Source organism: Saccharopolyspora ipomoeae, assembly GCF_029952525.1.
GTDB classification, from domain to species: Bacteria; Actinomycetota; Actinomycetes; order Mycobacteriales; family Pseudonocardiaceae; genus Saccharopolyspora; species Saccharopolyspora ipomoeae.
The window spans coordinates 49,937-64,019 of record NZ_JASAOF010000032.1 but is presented as its reverse complement, the minus strand read 5'-3'; the positions used below and the strand labels follow the sequence as shown (position 1 = coordinate 64,019).

Annotated in this window: 18 protein-coding genes; 6 read left to right on the top strand and 12 right to left on the bottom strand. The window is 70.4% G+C overall.

Annotated features, from left to right (window positions below):
- Nucleotides 1–492: 492 nt before the first annotated feature.
- The 8 genes from QFW96_RS28700 to QFW96_RS28665 form a co-directional block, all read right to left on the bottom strand.
- Entirely contained in the window at nucleotides 493–906 is a 414-nt protein-coding gene (locus tag QFW96_RS28700) for a DUF3592 domain-containing protein (RefSeq protein WP_281458873.1), read from the bottom strand.
- A 71-nt stretch (nucleotides 907–977) separates the two neighbouring features.
- Nucleotides 978–1,787 carry an SAM-dependent methyltransferase gene (locus QFW96_RS28695; RefSeq protein ID WP_281458872.1) on the bottom strand — a complete coding sequence of 270 codons (810 nt, stop codon included), beginning with the start codon at nucleotides 1,785–1,787 and terminating at the stop codon, nucleotides 978–980.
- A 67-nt stretch (nucleotides 1,788–1,854) separates the two neighbouring features.
- On the bottom strand, nucleotides 1,855–2,478 hold the full coding sequence (locus QFW96_RS28690; protein ID WP_281458871.1) for a LysE family translocator: 624 nt from the start codon (nucleotides 2,476–2,478) through the stop codon (nucleotides 1,855–1,857).
- Between the two features lie 152 nt (nucleotides 2,479–2,630).
- Nucleotides 2,631–3,125, bottom strand: a complete 495-nt coding sequence (locus tag QFW96_RS28685) for a DUF1059 domain-containing protein (protein ID WP_281458870.1) — start codon at nucleotides 3,123–3,125, stop codon at nucleotides 2,631–2,633.
- The gene (locus tag QFW96_RS28680; RefSeq protein ID WP_281458869.1) at nucleotides 3,085–3,702 is read right to left on the bottom strand and encodes a class I SAM-dependent methyltransferase; all 618 of its coding nucleotides are present in this window, start codon (nucleotides 3,700–3,702) and stop codon (nucleotides 3,085–3,087) included. The genes QFW96_RS28685 and QFW96_RS28680 overlap by 41 nt, the downstream gene beginning before the upstream one ends.
- Nucleotides 3,703–3,884: 182 nt before the next feature.
- Nucleotides 3,885–4,745, bottom strand: coding sequence for a GNAT family N-acetyltransferase (locus tag QFW96_RS28675; RefSeq protein ID WP_281458868.1), 861 nt, complete (start codon nucleotides 4,743–4,745; stop codon nucleotides 3,885–3,887).
- Nucleotides 4,742–5,386, bottom strand: a complete 645-nt coding sequence (locus QFW96_RS28670; protein ID WP_281458867.1) for a TetR/AcrR family transcriptional regulator — start codon at nucleotides 5,384–5,386, stop codon at nucleotides 4,742–4,744. Before QFW96_RS28670 ends, QFW96_RS28675 begins: the two co-directional genes overlap by 4 nt.
- A 33-nt stretch (nucleotides 5,387–5,419) precedes the next feature.
- On the bottom strand, nucleotides 5,420–6,313 hold the full coding sequence (locus tag QFW96_RS28665; protein ID WP_281458866.1) for a DMT family transporter: 894 nt from the start codon (nucleotides 6,311–6,313) through the stop codon (nucleotides 5,420–5,422).
- 95 nt (nucleotides 6,314–6,408) lie between these two features.
- Here QFW96_RS28665 and QFW96_RS28660 point away from each other — a divergent pair, with 95 nt between their 5' ends.
- Nucleotides 6,409–6,990, top strand: coding sequence for a TetR/AcrR family transcriptional regulator (locus QFW96_RS28660; RefSeq protein ID WP_281458865.1), 582 nt, complete (start codon nucleotides 6,409–6,411; stop codon nucleotides 6,988–6,990).
- Between the two features lie 12 nt (nucleotides 6,991–7,002).
- On the opposite strand, the gene QFW96_RS28655 is transcribed toward QFW96_RS28660, so the two are convergent.
- Nucleotides 7,003–7,491, bottom strand: a complete 489-nt coding sequence (locus tag QFW96_RS28655) for a YbaK/EbsC family protein (RefSeq protein ID WP_281458864.1) — start codon at nucleotides 7,489–7,491, stop codon at nucleotides 7,003–7,005.
- Between the two features lie 214 nt (nucleotides 7,492–7,705).
- On the opposite strand from QFW96_RS28655, the gene QFW96_RS28650 reads away from it, so the two are divergent.
- Entirely contained in the window at nucleotides 7,706–8,503 is a 798-nt protein-coding gene (locus QFW96_RS28650) for a thioesterase family protein (protein ID WP_281458863.1), read from the top strand.
- A gap of 183 nt (nucleotides 8,504–8,686) precedes the next feature.
- Complete coding sequence (locus QFW96_RS28645) at nucleotides 8,687–9,448, top strand: D-Ala-D-Ala carboxypeptidase family metallohydrolase (RefSeq protein ID WP_281458862.1); 762 nt, start codon at nucleotides 8,687–8,689, stop codon at nucleotides 9,446–9,448.
- Between the two features lie 573 nt (nucleotides 9,449–10,021).
- Here QFW96_RS28645 and QFW96_RS28640 read toward each other — a convergent pair.
- Together QFW96_RS28640 and QFW96_RS28635 are read right to left on the bottom strand one after the other, a co-directional pair.
- The gene (locus QFW96_RS28640) at nucleotides 10,022–10,237 is read right to left on the bottom strand and encodes a hypothetical protein (protein WP_281458861.1); all 216 of its coding nucleotides are present in this window, start codon (nucleotides 10,235–10,237) and stop codon (nucleotides 10,022–10,024) included.
- A 10-nt stretch (nucleotides 10,238–10,247) separates the two neighbouring features.
- Nucleotides 10,248–10,424 (bottom strand): hypothetical protein, encoded by a 177-nt coding sequence (locus QFW96_RS28635; RefSeq protein WP_281458860.1) that lies wholly within the window; start codon nucleotides 10,422–10,424, stop codon nucleotides 10,248–10,250.
- A 101-nt stretch (nucleotides 10,425–10,525) separates the two neighbouring features.
- Between QFW96_RS28635 and QFW96_RS28630 the strand changes: the two genes are divergently transcribed.
- The 3 genes from QFW96_RS28630 to mshB all read left to right on the top strand — a co-directional run bounded on the left by QFW96_RS28630 (nucleotide 10,526) and on the right by mshB (nucleotide 13,211).
- The gene (locus QFW96_RS28630; protein ID WP_281458859.1) at nucleotides 10,526–11,242 is read left to right on the top strand and encodes a Clp protease N-terminal domain-containing protein; all 717 of its coding nucleotides are present in this window, start codon (nucleotides 10,526–10,528) and stop codon (nucleotides 11,240–11,242) included.
- Between the two features lie 64 nt (nucleotides 11,243–11,306).
- Nucleotides 11,307–12,269 carry a DUF3048 domain-containing protein gene (locus QFW96_RS28625; protein ID WP_281458858.1) on the top strand — a complete coding sequence of 321 codons (963 nt, stop codon included), beginning with the start codon at nucleotides 11,307–11,309 and terminating at the stop codon, nucleotides 12,267–12,269.
- Between the two features lie 99 nt (nucleotides 12,270–12,368).
- The gene (gene mshB, locus QFW96_RS28620) at nucleotides 12,369–13,211 is read left to right on the top strand and encodes an N-acetyl-1-D-myo-inositol-2-amino-2-deoxy-alpha-D-glucopyranoside deacetylase (RefSeq protein ID WP_281458879.1); all 843 of its coding nucleotides are present in this window, start codon (nucleotides 12,369–12,371) and stop codon (nucleotides 13,209–13,211) included.
- On the opposite strand, the gene QFW96_RS28615 is transcribed toward mshB, so the two are convergent.
- Nucleotides 13,208–13,930: a maleylpyruvate isomerase family mycothiol-dependent enzyme gene (locus QFW96_RS28615; RefSeq protein WP_281458878.1), complete on the bottom strand. Its 723-nt coding sequence runs from the start codon at nucleotides 13,928–13,930 to the stop codon at nucleotides 13,208–13,210. The two genes, mshB and QFW96_RS28615, sit on opposite strands and share 4 nt — an antisense overlap.
- Between the last annotated feature and the right edge of the window lie 153 nt (nucleotides 13,931–14,083).

Here is a 14,083-nt window from a genome sequence, read left to right as displayed (position 1 = left end):
TCTGCGGCCCCCCCACCACGTGCGGGTCACCTGGGTGTGGTGCTGTTGGTCGTGGGTGATCTGCCGGTCAGTTCTGTCCAGGTGGTGCGTGACCGGCGGGGTTCTGGTTCTCGCTGTTCTGGGTCAGGCCGCTTCCGGTGCAGCTGGGCTGCTGTCCACCGGGTTGGTGCCCGCCGTTGTTCACGCATGAAACGGGCTCTTCCGTGATTTTCGCGGAGGCGACACCTGCGGGGACCAGGATCATCCCTAGTGCCGCCGCCGCAGCACAGAATCCTGCGGCAATTCGCTTCCTAGTCATTCTGCACTTCCTCGTGCGAAATCGTTCACTGCTCGTCTCCTGGAACGGGGCAAGCACCTTTGAGCGTGCTCCCCTCCGGAGGCGGCGTCAACGATGAGTGAGCGGAAAACGATTGCGCATTTCGGTTCGAAGTGCCTTTCGAATTGTCAATTCCCACCACCGTCAGCAGCAGCGGCCGTGGACCGTTCACTGCCTCACCGAGCGAGTGACTGGATGCCTGCCACGAGGGACCACACGCCGAGGGCCAGGAGCACGAGGGTGATCGGGAACAGGACGTTCAGCCAGGTCGTCGAGGCCGCTTCGCTGCGGCCGGGGTTGTCGGGGTCGTACACGACCGCGATGTCGCTCTTGCGGCCAGGCGCGCGGAACCAGGGCGTGTCGGTGCCGCTGCGCTGCTGTCCCGTCGCGTCGGTGTAGCGGTAGTGGACGGTCGTCCGGGTTTCGCCGTCGTTGCGCCGCTTCGTCCGCACCGACGTGACGGTGCCGGTGACGCGGGGCCAGGTGCGGCGTCGGGCGCGGGTGCGCACCAGCATGATCAGGACGAACGGGAAGTGAGCGGCGAGGACCAGGCCCAGCCCGATGAAGAACCACGCGTCGCCACTGCTCATGCCGATTCCGATCTCGAAATGCCGTTGTCGCCGGTCACCTTAGCCGGACGGCGGACCCGATCAGGGCGGTTCTACGAGATGTGGGCCAGGGCCGCCCAGAAGGCGGTTCGGGCGCCTTCGGCCGGTACCGTGCCCGGGTCGGGGCGCCAGTCGGTGGCGTACACCGCGCCCGGGTCGACGAGCTCTCGATCGCCGATGAGCCTGGTGAAGTCCTCGAAGGTGCGGTGCCGGGCTGCGTTCGTGGTGCTGGAGTACAGGCGGTCGATCTCGGCGACGCGCTCCGGGGTGTCGTAGTGGTCGGTGATGTGCGAGACCGCCAGGAAGCTGCCCGGGGCGACCGCATCGCAGTAGGCGTCGAGCATGCCTGCCGGGTTCTTGGAGTCCGGGACGAAGTGCAGCACCGCGACCGCCAGCACCGCCGCGGGCTCGCTGAAGTCCAGCAGGTCGGCGACGCCGGGGGACTTCAGGACTTCCTGCGGATCTTGCAGGTCGGCTTGGGTGACGGTGACCGCGGAGGTGTCCGACAGCATGCGCCTGGTGTGCGCGACCGCGATCGGCTCGATGTCGACGTAGGCGACCCTCGTCGACGGGTCGATCGCGTGCGCGATCTCGTGGACGTGGCCGACCGTGGGGATGCCCGATCCCAGGTCGAGGAACTGCCGGATGCCGGCGTCGAGGCAGAACCGGACCGCGCGTTGCAGGAACGCCCGGTTCGCGCGGGCGCCCGGGATCATCGTGGGGGTCACCTGCACCGCCCGGGCCGCGGCTTCGCGATCGGAGGCGAAGTTGTGCGAACCGCCGAGGTAGTAGTCGTACATGCGGGCAGCGTTCGGCGTCTCGACATCGAGATCGTTCGCGTCCCAGCTGGGCGTCTCGTTCACGTTCCGGCCTTTCCTTCGGTGCCTTCCGCCGATCAGCTGATCGTGTCGATCACGGTGGTGTCAACGGTCAGTTCTGGACGGCGAGGCCCGCGCCGAGGGTGATGAGCGCGGCAGCGGAGGCGCCGGTGATGGTGCGCTGGACCTTCCGGCGCTGCAGCCACGTCTGCACCCGGCCGAGCACCGCGATCAGCAGCACGTACCAGGCCAGCGAGAGCAGGCAGAACAGCCCCGCGAGCAGCGTGTGCTGCGCCAGCGTCGGCATGCCGGGGAGCGCGAACTGCGGGAACAGGGCCAGGTAGAACGCGGCGACCTTCGGGTTGAGCAGGTTGCTGAGCAGGCCCTGCCGGAACGCCTGCGCGCTCGCCAGGCTCGGGGCCGCGACCGCCGTCTCGGGCTTCTCGCTCCGGCGGGTGAGGCTGATCAGGGCGCGAACGCCCAGGTAGATCAGGTAAGCCGCGCCCGCGAGGCGGATCGCGTTGTAGAGCGGCCCGGACGCTTCCAGCAGCGCCGTCAGGCCCGCGACCGCGGCCGTGGCGAGGATCGTGTTGCCCGTCATGATCCCCCCGGCCGTGGCGGCAGCCCCCGGGCGGCCGGCAACAGCCGCGTTGCGCAGCAACAACGCCAGATCGGGGCCGGGAACGATGATGACGGCCAAGCACGCCCCGACGAACGCCACCAACTGCGCTGACACCCAAGCCCCCTCGACACCGATCCCGCGTGGCCGCCCCATGCTCCACGACGCGGTGCGGCATCGGAACCCGGTGCCTGCGCACTGTTCCGCGGCTCACGTTCGGGGGTGGGGGAAGTTTTCATGAAAACTTCCCCCACCCCCGAACGGGCGCGTCAGAGCGCTTCGGCGCGGACCACGTCGAGGTTGTGGAACGTGGGTTCGCCGTCGCAGAGGTCGCGCATGCGGTGCGAGAGCTCGTCGGTCTCGGGCAGGTTCGAGTTGTGGATCGCCTCGTCGTAGGACGGGAACTCCACGAACTCGAAGTAGGTGTCCGGCTGCTCGTGGTCCTGGGTGAGCACCGCGCGGGTCGCCGTCCGCTTGCCGCCGGTCCGGTCCTCCCACTCGTCCATGAGCTGGTTGATCTCGTCCTTCCGGTGGGTCTTGAACTCGATGAGCTGGACGAACCGCATCCCGTCCGACTCCGATCGCACCTCGTTCTCGAGCATGCCGCGGAGCTGTTCGCGCAGCTCAGGGGTGTCCTCGTGGCCGTGTGCGGAGACCGCGTGCTCGACGGCCGCCTGGATCACCTCGTGCTCCTCGCCGCTGATGGTGAGCGAGCAGTTGATGTCACTGGGAGCCTTGCGGCAGTCCGCTACTTTCCTCGTCATCGTGATTGCCTCCTCGTGCTGTTCCGAGCAGCCAGGCGATCTCGCGCTCGTACTGCGCGGACGGATGCGTCGCGATCCCCTGCACCAGCCAACGGGGGTGCGCGCGAGTCCTGGACCGCTCGATGTCGTGCGTGACGAGTCCGCTGATCCGCAGGTGGGTCACCGGGTCGACGCGCCTCGCGTCACCTGCGGCCTCGAGGAACAGCAGATGCCCCTTCCACCGCAGCACCCGGGCGATCTCCCGTGCCGCGAGGGCCGGATTCGCCGAGCGGGACAGGGCGAACCGGGACACCACGGCGTCGAACGACCGGTCCGGGAACGGGAGGTGCTCAGCGTTCGCGTCGATCTTCTCCGCGCGCAGCGGGAGATCCGATTCGCTCACCTCGGAGGGGAATTCGACCAGGGCCAGGTGGCCGAGGTACTGGTAGTCGGGCAGGTCGGCGAGCCGACGCGCACCGATGTCGAGCACCCGCCCGGAGGCGCGCCGCGCGGCTTGCACGCGGAACCGCGCCAGCGGCCCCAACGTCGTGCGCACACCACCGTCACCCGGCGAAGCAAGCGCCCGGAGTTCTGTCATACCCGAACCCTCGCCGGAACCGAGCGAGACGACCAGAGGCTTTGGTCCGGTTCGGTCCAGTCACGAGCGACGCGCACGGATTACGGCAGTAATCGGGGACCCGATTACTGCCGTAATCCGCACGGACTTTCGAACAACCGCTTCTCGAACAGGATGACGGCGAACCGCTCGAAGTCCCGACGTCATCGGTCGTGGACGTCGTGTTGGTCGGGGTCGTGGCTGGGGGCTCGGGAGGTTCGGGAGGGGTGGGGTTTGCGGAGGCCGAGGGCTCGGCGGAGGTCGCGTCGGGTCTCGTCGAGCATGATGCGGAGCGGCCGGAAGGCGACGACGAGCACGATGGCGTCGCGCGGGCCGAGGAGGGTGTCGAACCAGGTGTCGATGTCCGGGCGGTCCGACGTCGGACGGGTAGTCCACAGCCCGGACTCGGTGTCGTCGTAGGCGTCGGTGATGACCAGCGTGGCGGGGTCGAGCCGGTCGGCTTGGCCCAGCGCGGTCGCGGCGTCCTCGGCGATGCGGCCGATGTGCTCGGGAACCTCCGCGCCGGGTGCCGGCCAGGCGGTGCCGCTGCGGCCTGCCGCGGTCGACCACGCGCCGTAGACCAGTGGATTTCCCGTCCGCATGACCGCGTGCAGGGTGCGCGGGGCGGACCTGATGAGCGCCGCGCGCAGCAGCGCACGCCAGATCCGGCCGGAGATCCCCGTTCCCTGGTGGTCCGGGTGCACTCCTGCGGAGTTGGCGTAGAAGCACTTGCGCCCGCCGAACACCCGGTCGTTGCTGGCGACCCACGCGATCGGCAGGCCCGACGAGTCGAAGACGACGACCAGGCCGTCGAGCTCGTCCAGGTTGTCGTCGGAAAGCCAGTCCTGCCAGTACTGCTCGGTCGTCGCCGTGAACGCCCGCACCGCGACCGGCGGGAACGTCCTGCGCAGGTGCTGCCTGGCCGGAGCGGTGAGCGTGGTGCGGACCCGGGTCCAGAGCAGTCCCGTGAGATCCGGGCCGACGGAGATCCTCTTCGCGCCGGCGAGCACTTCCGGAGGTGTCATCGTCGATGTCCCGGTGTGGTCGGTTCGTGCTGGGCGACCGCGCGCACGGCCGCTTCGAGGCGGGTTCGCAGATCGGTGCTGATCCGGACCGGGGCGGGTTGGTCGAAGGCCCGGCGCAGCAGGGCCGTCGGCAGGTCGACGACGCAGGTCGTGATCACGTCCACGGCGGCGCCGTCCCCTCGCTCCCACAGCTCGGTGGCCAGGCGGCGCAGCACCTCCGACACCAGCCTGCGGTCCAGGTCGAGCAGCGAATCCGCCAGTTCCGCGGGAAGTTCGGGACCGAGCAGCTGCTCCCGGCTCACCGTCATGAGCAACCGCGCGGCCGACGGGCGCCGCTCGGCGAACACCGCCGGGGCGTCGGCAGCCGCGACCAGCGCGTTGACCGCTGCCGAATCCCCGGCTTCGCGCAGCTCCCGATCGATGAGGTCGGTCTGCAGGTCCAGGAAGTCGATCGCGGCGCGCAGCCACAGCTTCCCGCGCAAGGCCGCCAACGAGCCGAAACCGTGGTAGATCGCCCCGTTCGGCACACCGGACTCCGCCGCGAGCGCGCGCACGGTGAGCCGCTCCGGGCCGGACTCGGCGACGAGGCGCTCGGCCACGTCCAGCACCCGGTCGAGGTCGTGCACACGAGGTCTGGCCATGCCCGGCACGGTAATGGAGCGCCTGCTCCAGAATCAAGCGGTCGTCATCTCCCCTCGCGTTCCCGCGGGTCGCTTCGCGGGTGCGCGGAGGGTGAGGACTCCGGTCAGGGCGAGGAGGAAACCGGGGATCGTGGTGAGGTGGAAGGGCTGGTCGAGGGCGAGGGCGCTCCAGGTCGCGGCGACCGCGGGGGTGAGGAAGAGCAGGGCGCTGACGGCCAGCGGCCCCGAGCGGTCCAGGATCAGCAGGTAGCACCCGTAGCCGCCGACGAACGGCAGCAGCACGAGGAAGGCGATCGCGGTCCAGAACTCGGGTGCGGCAGGTGGGGTGACACCGCCGCCTGCCATCGCGACCAGGGCGAACCCGGCCAGCGCCGCGGCCGATTGCACGGTCAGCGAGTCGAGCAGGTCGTGGCCTTCGGGGCGGGGTCGGCGGTCGCCGAGCAGCGTGGCGAGGGTGAGACCGGCCGTGCCCGCGACGACCGCGAGCATCCCCAGCGCACCGCCGCCGGATCCGATGTCGGTGACGACCACGAGCGCGACGCCGGCGACTCCGGCCGCGAGGCCCAACGCCCTTCGCGCGCCCAGTGATTCGTGCGCGAGCCTGCTGGTGAGCACGGCGACGAGCACCGGCTGCAGCGACGCGATCAGCGCGCTCGTGCCCGCCGGGACCCCCAGCGACGCGCCGTGGAAGACGCCGGACAGGTAGATCGCCTGCCCGAGCGCGCCGAGGACGATCTCGTGGATCAGGAACGCGCGCCCGTACCGGCGACGTCTCGCCACGGCGATGACCAGCAGGATCGCGGTCGTCACCGCGTAGCGCCAGAACAGGCTCGTGTTGGCCGAGGCGCCGGTGTCGGCCGCCATGCCCGCGCCGACGAAACCCGAACTCCAGAACACGACGAAGGCGATCGGAAGCAGTGCTCGCATGTGGCCAAGTAACCATACCGGTCGGTATACTCGCAGTGTCCTTCCAGTCGAGTACCGCGGTTCTCGACTGGAGTGCCCGATCGGAGGGGGTTGTGGTGGCGCGCACTGCGAATCCGGACACGCCTGCTGGGCGGCGGATCCTCGAGGTCGCCGGGGTGTTGTTCTACGAGCGGGGGATCGGTGCCGTGGGCGTCGATCTGATCGCCGAGGAGGCGGGGACGACCAAGAAGACGCTCTACGACCGGTTCGGGTCGAAGGACGCGCTGGTCGCGGCCTACCTCAGGCGGCGCGAGGAGCGGTGGGAGGAGTTCCTCGACGAGTGGATGCGGACCCGCGCGCCGAGGTCCGGGCTCGATCGGGTGCTCGCCGTGCTCGACGCGGAGGAGGCGTGGTGGGCGGGCAGCAGGCGCGGCTGCGCGTTCGTCAACGCCCACGCCGAGCTCGGGGAGAGCGACCACCCGGGGCACGAGGTGCTGCGCGAGGGAAAGCGCCGCTCCCGCGCGAAGTTCATCGCCCTGCTCGCCGAAACCGGTGTCCCCGACGCCGAAACCCTCGGCGCCCGGGTCCACATGGTCTACGAAGGCGCCATGGTCAACCTGACCGTCGGGGGAATGACCGGCGCCTTCGACGAAGCCCGTGCCACGATCCGCGCCCTCGTGGGGGAGGGGGTCGGGTGACGACCCGGCACGTCAGTCCGCGGCGACGCGGATCTTCTCGCCGTCGGTGAGCTTCACGAGCCGGTCGACGTCGAGGGGGACGATGGTGTGCGGGGTGCCCGCGGCCGCCCAGATCGTCGGGTAGTCGTCGAGGGCTTCGTCGACGAACGTGCGGAGCGGGGCCGGGTGTCCGATCGGGGCCACTCCGCCGATGGCCTGGCCGGTGGCGGCGCGGACCTGCTTCGCCGAGGCCATCCGGACCTCGTCGGCGCCGATGTTGCGGGCCAGCAGGTCGGTGTCGACCCGGTGCCGCCCGCTGGTCATCACCAGAACCGGCTGCTCGTCGGCGAGGAAGACGAGGCTGCTGGCGATCGCGCCGACCTCGCACCCGAGCGCCGAAGCCGCCTCGGCGGCGGTGCGCGTGGAGTCCGGCAGCTCCCGCACCTGCGCGGTCACCCCCGCTTCGATCAAGCTCTCCTGCACGATGCGACTGCGCTCGGGAAGCTGCTGATCACCCAACATCTGTGACGATTCCCTCCGACGTCGTTCTCCGAAGCGGCACGAGGAGCACCTCTGATGCAGCGAAAACTACATCCGGATGGGGCGAGCGCCGCACCGACCTCGTAGTTCTCGCCGCGTCGGCGTCGGTCGTGATTCCGGTCCTGTTCGGGTTTCGCGGGGATTGGGGGCTCATATGCTGGGGCGGTTGTTCCGCTGAACGGGGGAGTGCAGTTCGTTGGGTGAGACGGTCCGGACCGGGTACTTCGAGCGCGTCGGGGACGGTCGGTACAAGCCGACCGCGCACGTCGGCGGGGCTTGGCGGGTCGACGAGCAGCACTTCAGCCCGCTCGGCGGGCTGATCGTGCACGCGATCGAGCGGGCCCGTGCCGCCGAAGGCCGTCCTGAGCTGGTGATGAGCCGGATCAGCTTCGACATCCTCGGGCAGATCGCGCTGGAGGAGTTCGAGGTCCAGGTCGAGATCGTCCGCCCGGGGCGGACCATCGAGCTCGTCGAGGCGACCGTGGTGATCGGCGGCCGGGCCGTCGTGCGGGCGCGCGCGTGGCTGCTGGCCGAGGTCGACACCGGGATCGTCGCCGGAGGGGAGCCCGAGAGGCTGACCCCGCCGGAGCAGGTGCCGCCGTGGCCGATGGATTCGGTGTGGTCCGGCGGTTTCATCGAATCGCTGAGCACCCGCGTCATCGGCGAGCCGCAGCCCGGCCGGACCACCGCGTGGGTGTCCACCGGCTACGACCTCGTCGCCGGGGAGCAGGTCAGCTCGCTGGCGTCGTTCGTCGCGCTCATCGACACCGCCAACGGCATCGCCGTGCGCCAGGAACCCACCAAGTGGATGTTCCCCAACGTCGACCTCACCATCCACCTCTACCGCGAGCCCGAGGGCGACTGGACCGGGCTGGACACCAAGGTCACCTTCGGCTCCCGCGGCCAAGGTCTGACCAGCACCGACCTGCACGACGTCACCGGCCCGGTCGGTCACGCCGAGCAGATCCTCACCGTCCGCCCGCTGACGACGTGAGCTAGGGGTTGCTGCGGGGGTCGGCGACGGCCGCCGGTGGTGCGGCGGATCGGCCTTCTGGGCGGCGGGATTCGACCGCTGTGCGGCTTTTTTGGTGAATTCCTGACAAGGTCACTTCTTCGTGGGGTTCTTCCGGGAGCATCCGCTGCGCAGAACTTCCCCCGCAGCGAGAGGTGTCCCCGCATGAAGACCCGATTAGCCGGCGCGACCGCCGCTTTCGTGGCCGGTGCCGCCGCGTCCTTCGTCGCACCCGTCGCGGTCGCCGCCCCCGCGACTCCCGTCCCCGCGACTCCCGCGCCCGCCGCCGACGGCTGCTACACCTGGAGCCAGCCGCTCAGCGAAGGCGCGTCCGGTGATGAGGTGCGCAACCTGCAGATCCGGGTGGCCGGATATCCCGGGAACGGCGGGCGGCTCGCCATCGACGGCGTCTACGGCGCAGGCACCCGGGACGCCGTCGCCCGGTTCCAGGAGGCCTACGGCCTGAGCGCGGACGGAGTCGCGGGCGAGTCGACGTTCGCCAAGATCTACGAGCTGCAGGACGACGACTGCTCGCCCGTCAACTTCGACTACTCCGAGATCAACAACTGCAACTCCGACTGGTCCGGCGGCAAGGTCTCGGCCGACGAGGCCAAGTCCAACGCGCTGGTGACCATGTGGAAGCTGCAGGCCATGCGGCACGCGATGGGCGACGCGCCGATCCAGGTCAACGGCGGTTTCCGCAGCGTGACCTGCAACGACTCCGTCGGCGGCGCGCCCGACAGCCGCCACCTCTACGGCGACGCCGCCGACCTCGGCGCGGGCTCCCAGGGCTTCTGCGCGCTGGCGCAGCAGGCCCGCGACCACGGCTTCGGCGAGATCCTGGGCCCCGGTTACCCCGGGCACGACGACCACGTCCACGTCGCCGGTGGCGCCGACACCTGGTCGGCCCCCGATTGCGGGATCTGACAGGCGTTCTCACGCCGCGGGCACCCGGTCCTCGCCGGGTGCCCGCGCTGCACCGGCAGGAGAACGGCACGTGTTCGCGAGACGTCGATCGGGTGTTACGCGGGTGTGGCGGGCATGACGTGTGATGTGACTATCCGTAGCCGACGCTGACAACCGCGCGTCATCTCCGACATAATGGTTGAAGCTTCCACGACGCAGTCGGGAGCGCTCCGCGGGGAGCCGGCCACCCGGGCAGGTGCGCAACGCCGCCCCCGCCGTCACCACGAGAACTTCTCCACCTGCGGTTCGCCGCGCCCCGATAGCGGCGAACCGCGCACCACCCCGTCACTTCCAGACGCGAGTCGCTCCCGCGGCTCGCCCCGGCCGGGCGCGGACCGAACCCCCAGTCGGACCCCCGGCCGGAGAGGGAGCGAGCCGGGACCCTGTTCCCCCGGGTTCCCGCCTCGCGCATCCCCGAACGGGGATTGAACGGGCCGACGGAGATCCCCCCAACTCCGTCGGCCCGTTCACCTTCTGCGGTCCTGCTCGGCAGTGCGGGTTGCTGAGGAGAAACCGGCTTCGCCGGTTGCGGCTTCACGCCGGGGGGTTGATGCCTCGGTGGTAGCCCTTGCCCGTGCAGTGGGGGCAGGTTCGCCATTCGGCCATGGTCATGCCGGTCTGCATCTCCTCGGTGGCCTGGATCATGTAGAGGCGCGGCTCGCTGATCTTCTTGAGGCCGCCGCAGGTGAAGCACAGGGCGTTGGGGCCGTTGGCCTCGATACCGGCGTTGTCGCCACCCTCGTCCGACATGGGTCGATCCTCACACGGGCGGTCCGCCACCCCGCTGTCGCCCCGGGTTTTCCCGGCAGTGCGGGCAGCGGGCCAACGACATCACCGTGGAGACCTTGCCGGTGTCGACCGACATGAATCGGCGGGCCACCTTGATGTTCCCGGTGCCGTCGCAGCCCCGGCACTCCGAGCTCTCCTCCTCGGGCACGTCCTCACCTCCGTCGCCGCGACGCTACCGCCGGACGACCGGCACGTCACTTTCGTCAACCAGTGGTTGACGATGCTCGTTCGTCAACCTATGGTTGACGCATGGCTGAGAACATCCCACCCACCATCCGCCTCGACGACCTCATCGACGGCATCAAGAAGTCCAACGGCGACGCGCTGACCCAGCTGGAAGGCGCCGTGATCGTCGCCGACCACCTCGGCGACCTCGCAGACCACCTCATCGGCCACTTCGTCGACCAGGCGCGCCGATCCGGCGCCTCCTGGACCGAGATCGGTCGCAGCATGGGCGTTTCGAAGCAGGCCGCGCAGAAGCGCTCCGTGACCAAGGGATTCGACGACGACTCCGGCAACGGGTTCAGCCGGTTCACCCCGCGAGCGCGCAACGTCGTGGTGCTCGCGCAGACCGCCGCGCACGAGGCGCGCAACGACGAGATCCGCGTCGCGCACCTCGTCCTCGGCCTGCTCGGCGAGCCGGATGCCGTGGCCGCCAAGGTGATCGAGGACCAGGGCGTCACCTTCGACGCCATCCGCGAGGCCGCGACCGCGACGCTGCCCGGCGCCGTCGACGACCTGCCCGCGCTCGTGCCCTTCGACGCCGACGCCAAGAAGGTGCTGGAGCTGACGCTCCGCGAAGCCCTGCGGCTCGGCCACAACTACGTCGGCACCGAGCACATCCTGCTCGCCCTGCTGGAGCACGAGGGCGGCGACGGCCTGCTCTCCGGCCTCGGCCTGAACAAGGCCGCAGCGGAGGAGCGGATCACGGCCGTCATCGGCGACATCGTCCGCGGCCAGTCCTGAAGCTGGGCCGTTCGGCCGCTTGTTCTCGCCCGGGCGCCGGGTGAGGCTACGCGGTGGAGGGGCGATGTGGGTTCTGCGCGTGGTCGGCACACTGGTGTCGATGGTCGTGCTCGTGGCCGGAGCGATGGCCGTGCAGCCGACCGGGACGGTGTCGTTGCCGATCATCGACCCGGTGCCGCAACCCGCACCTGAACCGCCGCCTCCACCGCCACCGCCGCCCGGACCGCCGGTGCTCGCGGTCAAGATCGACAACGCGCCGCAGGCCCGCCCGCACACCGGGACCGGTGCCGCCGACATCGTCTACGTCGAGCCCGTCGAAGCCGGGATCAGCCGCCTGATCGGCATTTTCGCCTCCCGGACGCCGCCCGTGGTCGGGCCGGTGCGCAGCGCGCGGCAGACCGACCTGCGGTTGCTGGCCCAGTTCGGCCACCCCACGCTCGCCTTCTCCGGAGCGGCGCCCGAGCTGCTGCCCGAGATCGGCCGCGCGCCGCTCACCAACGCCTCCCAGCAGACGCTGCCCGGCGCGTTCCACCGCGGGCCCGGCGTGATGCCGCACAACCTGTTCGCCCGCACCGACCGGCTGCCGCCCGGCGCGGGCTGGTCGCCCGCCGCCCCGCTGGTGTTCGGGCCGGCCCCGGCGGCCGGGGGCGTGCCCACCGGGCACGAGGAGATCGCCTACCCGCACGCGCGCGTCGGTTTCGACTGGGACGGCGCGCGCTGGCTGGTGTCGATGGACGGGCGGCCCTACGTGACCACCGACAGCGGTCGCGGCGCCGCGAGCACCGTTGTGCTGCAAGAGGTTCCGGTGTCCAGCTCGCCGTTCCAGGACGTCTCCGGCAACGTCTCGCCGTTCGCCGAGACCGTCGGCGGCGGGCGGGCCGTGGTGCTGCGCGACGGCCACAAGTTCAACTCCTACTGGAACCGCCCGGCGCCCGAGGTCGGCACGACCTACACCACCGAGGCCGGGGAACCGATGACCTTCGCGCCCGGGCAGGTGTGGGTGGTGCTGGTGCCGCAGGCCCGGTGACAGATCGCGAAACCCGGGCGGGACGGCGACGAACGCCACATCGGCGACCGCTGTCGGTGTCAGTCGCTACTCTCGGAAGACATGAGCGATCGCCGTCTGCTGCTGGTCCACGCCCACCCCGATGACGAGTCCACCGGGACCGGCGCCACCATGGCCCGCTACAGCTCCGAAGGTGCCACCGTCAGCCTCGTGACGTGCACCAGCGGTGAGCTCGGCGAGGTCATCGCCGACGACCTCGCCCACCTGCGCGGCAAGCCGCAGGAGCTCGGCGAGTACCGGCGCGGTGAGATCGAGCGCGCGCTGGTCGAGCTCGGCGACATCCGCCAGCACTGGCTCGGCGGCCCCGGCCGCTTCCACGACAGCGGCATGGCCGGGGAGGACTCCAACGACGACCCCCGCGCCTTCGCCAAGGCCGACCCGGCCGAGGTGACCCGCGCGATGGTCGCGGTGCTGCGCGCCGAGCGACCGCACGTCGCCGTCACCTACGACCGCAACGGCGGCTACGGCCACCCCGACCACATCGCCGCCCACGAGGCGCTGATGGGCGCACTGGAGCCCGCCGCCGACCCGTCCTACGAGCCGGACCTCGGCGAGCCCTGGGACGTGCCGAAGGTGTACTGGACGGCCATGCCGCGCTCACTGCTCACGCGCGCCGTCGAGGAGGGGTTCCTGGCCGAGGACGCCGTCGCCGCCTTCGAACCGAGCACGGTTCCCGACGAGGAGCTGACCGCGCAGATCGACGGCCGCCGGTTCCACGCGAACAAGCTCGCGGCCCTGCGCACCTATCGCAGTCAGGTCAACGTCGACGACGACGGCTTCTTCGCCAAGATGGTCAACGACGAGGAGTTCGGCCGCGAGCACTACGTGCTCGTCCGCGGCGACCGCGGCCCGGGAGAAGGGCCGCACGACTGGGAAACGGACTTGTTCTCGGGCCTGGACTAACCCGCTGCCAGGTGGGAGCGGTCCGCTGGGGCTGGGTGGGGTGGCCAGGGGCCGAGTTCCGGGAGGTCGCCTGCGGGGAGGCGCTGGGGAGGGCGTCCTGCCAGCCAGGCCGCGAGGTCGTGGGCCCGGCCGGTGATCTCGACGTCGGCGACCGGGCTGATCTCGCCGTCGGCGGACCAGCGGCGGGGGCCGTCGGTCTGCCGCAGCGCGACGCCGGCGGGCAGCCGGGGCAGCAGGAACTCGATGGCGTGGTGGCAGAAGTCCTCGGTCCACTCCTGCGGCCCGACGCCCAGATCCAGGTCGACCAGGTGGATCCAGACCTCGCGCCAGCGCATGAGCACGATCCCGGCCAGGTCGCCGTTGCGGAAGCGCACCGGGCGCTCCCAGTCGGCGGGGGAGGCGTGCGACCAGACTGCTTCGAGCACCCCGACGTGGCGGTTCAGGCCGTCGTGGTGGGAGAACGCGTTGCCGCCCGACAGCCCTTCGATGATGGCGTCGCGCTCGGCCTGACCTCCCTCGTAGGCCTCGACGAGCTCGCCGTTCAGCGCCAGCGAGCAGACGCGGGCGAACGCGCGGGCGTTGTCGGTCAGATGTGCCAGCACGTGCCCGCGGGACCAGCCGGGCAGCAGTGAGGGGGCGGCCACCTGCTCATCGGTGAGCGTGGCGGTGAGGCCGAGCAGCCGCCGGTGGCCCTCTGCAACAGCTTTCAACGGAGGCATCACGCGGCGTGATCCTAGGGGCGGATCACCGGTTTGAAACCACCTCGGCCTGATCGGTACCCGAAAGAGGTTATCGGCGCGGTTATCAAACTGTGTTGTCGGGAAACAGGATTCGTGCGTTCTGCGGTGTCCAAGATCCTTTTCGGATTGTTC

Coding starts and splice junctions, on each gene's coding strand:
- QFW96_RS28675 (WP_281458868.1), bottom strand. CDS start 4,745: ATGACACCTCCGGAAGTGCTCGCCGGCGCGAAGAGGATCTCCGTCGGC.
- QFW96_RS28680 (WP_281458869.1), bottom strand. CDS start 3,702: ATGACAGAACTCCGGGCGCTTGCTTCGCCGGGTGACGGTGGTGTGCGC.
- QFW96_RS28645 (WP_281458862.1), top strand. CDS start 8,687: ATGAAGACCCGATTAGCCGGCGCGACCGCCGCTTTCGTGGCCGGTGCC.
- QFW96_RS28640 (WP_281458861.1), bottom strand. CDS start 10,237: ATGTCGGACGAGGGTGGCGACAACGCCGGTATCGAGGCCAACGGCCCC.
- QFW96_RS28630 (WP_281458859.1), top strand. CDS start 10,526: ATGGCTGAGAACATCCCACCCACCATCCGCCTCGACGACCTCATCGAC.
- QFW96_RS28615 (WP_281458878.1), bottom strand. CDS start 13,930: ATGCCTCCGTTGAAAGCTGTTGCAGAGGGCCACCGGCGGCTGCTCGGC.
- QFW96_RS28625 (WP_281458858.1), top strand. CDS start 11,307: ATGTGGGTTCTGCGCGTGGTCGGCACACTGGTGTCGATGGTCGTGCTC.
- QFW96_RS28655 (WP_281458864.1), bottom strand. CDS start 7,491: ATGTTGGGTGATCAGCAGCTTCCCGAGCGCAGTCGCATCGTGCAGGAG.
- QFW96_RS28665 (WP_281458866.1), bottom strand. CDS start 6,313: ATGCGAGCACTGCTTCCGATCGCCTTCGTCGTGTTCTGGAGTTCGGGT.
- QFW96_RS28700 (WP_281458873.1), bottom strand. CDS start 906: ATGAGCAGTGGCGACGCGTGGTTCTTCATCGGGCTGGGCCTGGTCCTC.
- QFW96_RS28685 (WP_281458870.1), bottom strand. CDS start 3,125: ATGACGAGGAAAGTAGCGGACTGCCGCAAGGCTCCCAGTGACATCAAC.
- QFW96_RS28670 (WP_281458867.1), bottom strand. CDS start 5,386: ATGGCCAGACCTCGTGTGCACGACCTCGACCGGGTGCTGGACGTGGCC.